Annotated in this window: 4 protein-coding genes; 1 reads left to right on the forward strand and 3 read right to left on the reverse strand. The window is 51.0% G+C overall.

The window, feature by feature from the left end:
• Nucleotides 1-2: 2 nt before the first annotated feature.
• Nucleotides 3-851: a MurR/RpiR family transcriptional regulator gene (locus NNN71_RS23425; RefSeq protein WP_163447729.1), complete on the forward strand. Its 849-nt coding sequence runs from the start codon at nucleotides 3-5 to the stop codon at nucleotides 849-851.
• Between the two features lie 47 nt (nucleotides 852-898).
• Here the strand turns inward: NNN71_RS23425 and pflA are convergent, their stop codons facing one another.
• From pflA to focA, 3 genes are all read right to left on the reverse strand, one after another.
• Entirely contained in the window at nucleotides 899-1,639 is a 741-nt protein-coding gene (gene pflA, locus NNN71_RS23430; protein ID WP_064548773.1) for a pyruvate formate lyase 1-activating protein, read from the reverse strand.
• A gap of 206 nt (nucleotides 1,640-1,845) precedes the next feature.
• Nucleotides 1,846-4,128: a formate C-acetyltransferase gene (pflB, locus tag NNN71_RS23435; protein WP_163447728.1), complete on the reverse strand. Its 2,283-nt coding sequence runs from the start codon at nucleotides 4,126-4,128 to the stop codon at nucleotides 1,846-1,848.
• A 56-nt stretch (nucleotides 4,129-4,184) separates the two neighbouring features.
• Nucleotides 4,185-5,042 (reverse strand): formate transporter FocA, encoded by an 858-nt coding sequence (gene focA / locus NNN71_RS23440; protein ID WP_064548778.1) that lies wholly within the window; start codon nucleotides 5,040-5,042, stop codon nucleotides 4,185-4,187.
• Between the last annotated feature and the right edge of the window lie 200 nt (nucleotides 5,043-5,242).

The raw sequence follows: 5,242 nt of genomic DNA on the forward strand, positions 1-5,242 counted from the left end.
AAATGAGCCAGATAGATAACAACTTATTGATAAACATAAGAAATGAGGCTTCAGGGTTAAGTCCCATTCTGGAAAAAGTAGGGCGTTTTATCACGGAAAATCCTGATTTCGTGATGAGACACACGATTTCTGAGCTTGCTGATTCGATTGATACCAGCGAAGGCAGCATTACGCGATTTTGTCGGGCTTTTGGCTTTAAAGGGTTCTCAGACTTCAGAACGGCATTGGCGCTGGAGCGCGGCGCGGCGCGTTCAGAAGGTGAGCCAGATGATGAAACTTCCGCAGTGATGGCCAGTATCCGTGACAGCAACGCTATCGTTGATAGCATTGAATTGCAGTCGGTTGCGGCGTGGCTGAATCAACTCACATATATTGCCATTTATGCGGTGGGGAGTGCCGTACCGGTCGCCCAGTTTTTACAGATGAAGCTGGTGCAAATGGGGAAGAGCGCCAACTTTATCGATCGCTCCTATCCTTCGGCCATCTCGCCGCTGGCCGACTGCGAGAAGACGGGAATTATCGTTGTCCATACCGAGCAGACATCGACTGATATGATGCAGGCGCTGGCGTTGGCAAAGGAACAGGGGATTAAAATTGCCTCGCTGACGCGGGGATCGTTCGCGCCGTTAAATCGACTGTCGGACTGGAACCTGCAGGCTGCCGTCGCCCTGCAAGGCGAGGGGGAATCTGGCTTTGCCGAAATTGCGGGCGCTATGATGGTCGCCGATCGTATTTTAAGTGCGCTGGAGGGGCAGGATGAACGCTATAGCCAGTGCCGGAAAGCGCATCAGAAGCGTATTTTCTCGATTGAGAGCGTAACCAACAAGCTGTCGGAATATTTTATGTCGTAGGGAAGATATCCCGGCGACGTTTGCGCCGCCGGGCAAGCTATTGGTATTTAGTACATCACTTTGTGACCATACTGCTCAAGAATGCCTTTCACGCGCTCCATGGTCTCTTTCTTCGGCGGCTTCACGCCGTCGAGCTTGTACTCTTCGCCCATCGCCACCCATTTGTGTTTACCCAGCTCGTGGTACGGCAGCAGTTCGATTTTCTCAACGTTGCCCATATCGCGGGTAAATTCACCCAGGCGATGCGCGGAATCGTCATCATCGGACCAGCCTGGCACTACCACGTAGCGGATCCAGACATTGATGTCTTTCTTTGACAGGTATTGTGCGAACTCCAGCGTACGGTGGTTAGAAACGCCAACCAGGTTCTGGTGAATGTCGTCGTTCATCTGTTTAAGGTCGAGCATCACCAGATCGGTCACTTCCAGCAGTTCATCAATCACTGGATCGTAGCGGCGCACAAAACCGTTGGTGTCGAGACAGGTGTGAATGCCTTCCTGCTTACAGGCGCGGAACCAGTCGCGCACGAACTCGGCTTGCAGAATGGCCTCGCCGCCGGACGCGGTAACGCCGCCGCCAGACGCGTTCATAAAGTGGCGATAGGTGACCACTTCTTTCATCAGTTCTTCAACGGTGATCTCTTTGCCACCGTGCGTGTCCCATGTATCACGGTTATGGCAGTACAGGCAGCGCATCAGGCAGCCCTGGAAGAAGGTAATAAAGCGGATGCCCGGGCCATCAACGGTGCCACAGGATTCAAAGGAGTGAATGCGACCAGTTACAGACATTGCAGTGTTATCTCCAGTTCTTCCCTGCGTCCGGCAGGGTGACGATCATGATTTCAGGCCGTCTTGAGTTTATTTTGCTTGTTAACCTGATTATAGAAGTTAGCAGGCAAAATAGGCTCGGAGAGCGTAGAGCACTTATAAGAAAGGCCCCACTGACGTGGAGCCTTTATTGTACGCTTTTTAAATCGCGATTTCAGTCAAATCCATTACATGGACTGAGTGAAGGTACGGGTGATAACGTCCTGCTGCTGTTCTTTAGTCAGGGAGTTAAAACGTACTGCGTAGCCAGATACGCGGATGGTCAGCTGCGGATATTTTTCCGGGTTTTCCATCGCGTCGAGCAGCATTTCGCGGTTCATAACGTTAACGTTCAGGTGCTGACCGCCTTCGATAGACGCTTCGTGGTGGAAGTAACCATCCATCAGGCCTGCCAGGTTGGTTTTACGAACGTCGTCGTCTTTACCCAGTGCGTTCGGAACGATAGAGAAGGTGTAAGAGATACCATCTTTAGCGTAAGCAAACGGCAGTTTAGCAACGGAGGTCAGAGAGGCAACAGCACCTTTCTGGTCACGGCCGTGCATCGGGTTAGCACCTGGACCGAACGGCGCGCCAGCGCGACGACCGTCTGGGGTGTTACCGGTTTTCTTACCATAAACCACGTTAGAGGTGATGGTCAGAACAGACTGAGTCGGGATAGCGTTACGGTAAGTAGTCAGTTTCTGAATTTTCTTCATGAAACGTTCTACCAGGTCAACCGCCATGTCATCGACGCGCGGGTCGTTGTTACCAAACTGCGGGTATTCGCCTTCGATTTCGAAGTCGATAGCCAGACCGTCTTCGTCACGAATCGGTTTAACTTTCGCATATTTGATAGCAGACAGGGAGTCAGCCGCTACGGACAGACCCGCGATACCGCAAGCCATGGTGCGGATAACGTCACGGTCGTGCAGCGCCATCAGAGAAGCTTCGTAGCTGTACTTGTCGTGCATGTAGTGGATGACGTTCAGCGCGGTGACGTACTGTTTAGCCAGCCAATCCATGAAGTGATCCATACGGTCGATAACTTCATCGTAGTTCAGGTATTCGCCTTTCATCGGTTCAGATTTCGGGCCAACCTGCATTTTCAGTTTTTCATCAACGCCGCCGTTGATTGCGTACAGCATGGTTTTCGCCAGGTTTGCACGCGCACCGAAGAACTGCATTTGTTTACCAACGATCATCGGGCTTACGCAGCAAGCGATAGCGTAGTCATCGTTGTTGAAGTCCGGACGCATCAGGTCATCGTTCTCGTACTGCAGAGAAGAGGTATCGATGGACACTTTCGCGGCGAATTTTTTGAACGCCAGCGGCAGTTTTTCAGACCACAGGATGGTGATGTTCGGTTCCGGAGACGGACCCATGGTGTACAGGGTGTTCAGGAAACGGAAGCTGTTTTTGGTGACCAGGGTACGGCCGTCAACGCCCATACCACCGACGGATTCAGTTGCCCAAATCGGGTCGCCGGAGAACAGTTCATCATACTCAGGGGTACGCAGGAAGCGAACCATACGCAGTTTCATGACCAGGTGGTCAATCATTTCCTGAGCTTCTTGTTCAGTGATTTTGCCTGCTTTCAGGTCACGTTCGATGTAGATATCCAGGAAGCTGGAAGTACGACCGAAGGACATTGCAGCGCCGTTCTGGGATTTAACCGCGGCCAGGTAGCCGAAGTAAGTCCACTGGATAGCTTCCTGAGCGTTGGTAGCCGGACCAGAGATGTCGTAGCCGTATTTAGCAGCCATCTCTTTGATCTGACCCAGCGCACGGTGCTGTTCAGAGATTTCTTCACGCAGACGAATAGTCGCTTCCAGGTTCACACCGTTTTCCAGATCAGACTGGAGAGAGGAGAACTGAGCGAATTTGTCTTTCATCAGGTAGTCGATACCGTAAACGGCGATACGACGATAGTCACCGATGATACGGCCACGGCCGTATGCGTCTGGCAGACCGGTCAGAACACCGGATTTACGGCAGCGCAGGATGTCCGGAGTATAAACGTCGAACACGCCCTGGTTGTGGGTTTTACGGTATTCGGTGAAGATTTTTTTGATGGTCGGGTCCAGCTCGCGGTTGTACGCTTTGCAGGAACCTTCGATCATTTTGATGCCGCCGAACGGGATAAGCGCACGCTTCAGCGGAGCTTCAGTCTGCAGACCAACAATTTTTTCCAGCGCTTTGTTGATGTAACCAGCGTCGTGGGAAGTGATGGTGGAAGCTACGGCGGTGTCAAAGTCAACTGGCGCGTGAGTGCGGTTTTCCAGTTTAACGCCTTCCATAACGTTGTCCCACAGTGCTGTGGTCGCGTCAGTTGCGCCAGCCAGGAAGGACTCGTCACCCTCATACGGAGTGTAGTTTTTCTGGATGAAGTCACGTACGTTTACTTCATTCTGCCAGTCACCTTTCGCAAAACCTTCCCAGGCTGTGGCTAACTTTTCATTAAGTTCGGACATGTAACACCTACCTATCTTAAGTGGACTTTTTATTTACTGCCTGGAGCAACCATCAATTAATGACGGTCGCCGCCACGCAGGTAAATGACCCAGTATGTCAACCCAACCAGCAAACCGCCGCCGATGATGTTCCCGATGGTTACCGGAATCAGGTTATCGGTGATGAAGTGCATCACGGTCAGGTGAGAGAAACTGTCCGGAGTCGAACCGATAGCGGTCCAGAATTCCGGGCTAGCAAAGTTGCGTATTACGATACCCATCGGGATCATAAACATGTTTGCGATACTGTGCTCAAAACCGCTGGCGACGAACATGGCAACCGGTAAAACCATAATCATGGCTTTATCCATCAGGCTGCGGCCAGAGTAGCTCATCCAGACTGCCAGGCAGACCATCAGGTTCGCCAGGATGCCGAGAGCGACGGCTTCGATAAATGTATGGTGCATTTTGTGGTCAGCGGTTTGCAGGACGTTTAGCCCCCATCCGCCGTTGGCTGTCATGTATTCACCGGACAACCACATCAGCAACACGAACAGCAGCGCGCCGATCAGGTTACCAACATAGACGTTAAGCCAGTTTTTTGCCAGTTGACCCCAGGTGATTCGGCCGCTGGCTTTCGCCACAACGATGAGGACGGTCGATGTAAAGAGGTCAGCGCCACAAATTACGCAAAGAATTAAGCCAAGCGAGAAACAGATACCGCCAATCAGCTTAGCAATGCCGAACGGCATGCCCGCTGTACCTGTGGTTGCGGTAATGTAAAAAACAAAAGCAATCGAGATAAAGACGCCCGCAGTAATCGCCAGATAAAAGGTTTTCAGCGGATGCTTGGTTGCTTTATAGACACCTGCTTCTTCGGCAACTTTGGCCATAGCGGCAGGAAGGAGTAGATCAAAAGGGTTGTCAGCTTTCACACTAACTCTCTCTTTTTATTTAATCGGCGACGAGATACTAACAAAGCATTATAGATGAGAATTTGATGTAGATCATATCTCACCTGGCTAATAGGCCTGAAGAACGCGTGGTTTTTCAACAATCCCTTGCTAACGATATGAATAATAAGGTGAAAATAAATTTTAAGATTTACAAATTCAGTTGAATTTTTTCTTTTACC

Source organism: Kluyvera sp. Awk 3 (assembly GCF_028069715.1).
Taxonomy (GTDB): Bacteria; Pseudomonadota; Gammaproteobacteria; order Enterobacterales; family Enterobacteriaceae; genus Kluyvera; species Kluyvera georgiana_A.

Bases quoted from the DNA above. Each gene is read 5' to 3' on its own strand.
- NNN71_RS23425 (WP_163447729.1), top strand. From the start codon at position 3: ATGAGCCAGATAGATAACAACTTATTGATAAACATAAGAAATGAGGCT.
- pflA (WP_064548773.1), bottom strand. From the start codon at position 1,639: ATGTCTGTAACTGGTCGCATTCACTCCTTTGAATCCTGTGGCACCGTT.
- pflB (WP_163447728.1), bottom strand. From the start codon at position 4,128: ATGTCCGAACTTAATGAAAAGTTAGCCACAGCCTGGGAAGGTTTTGCG.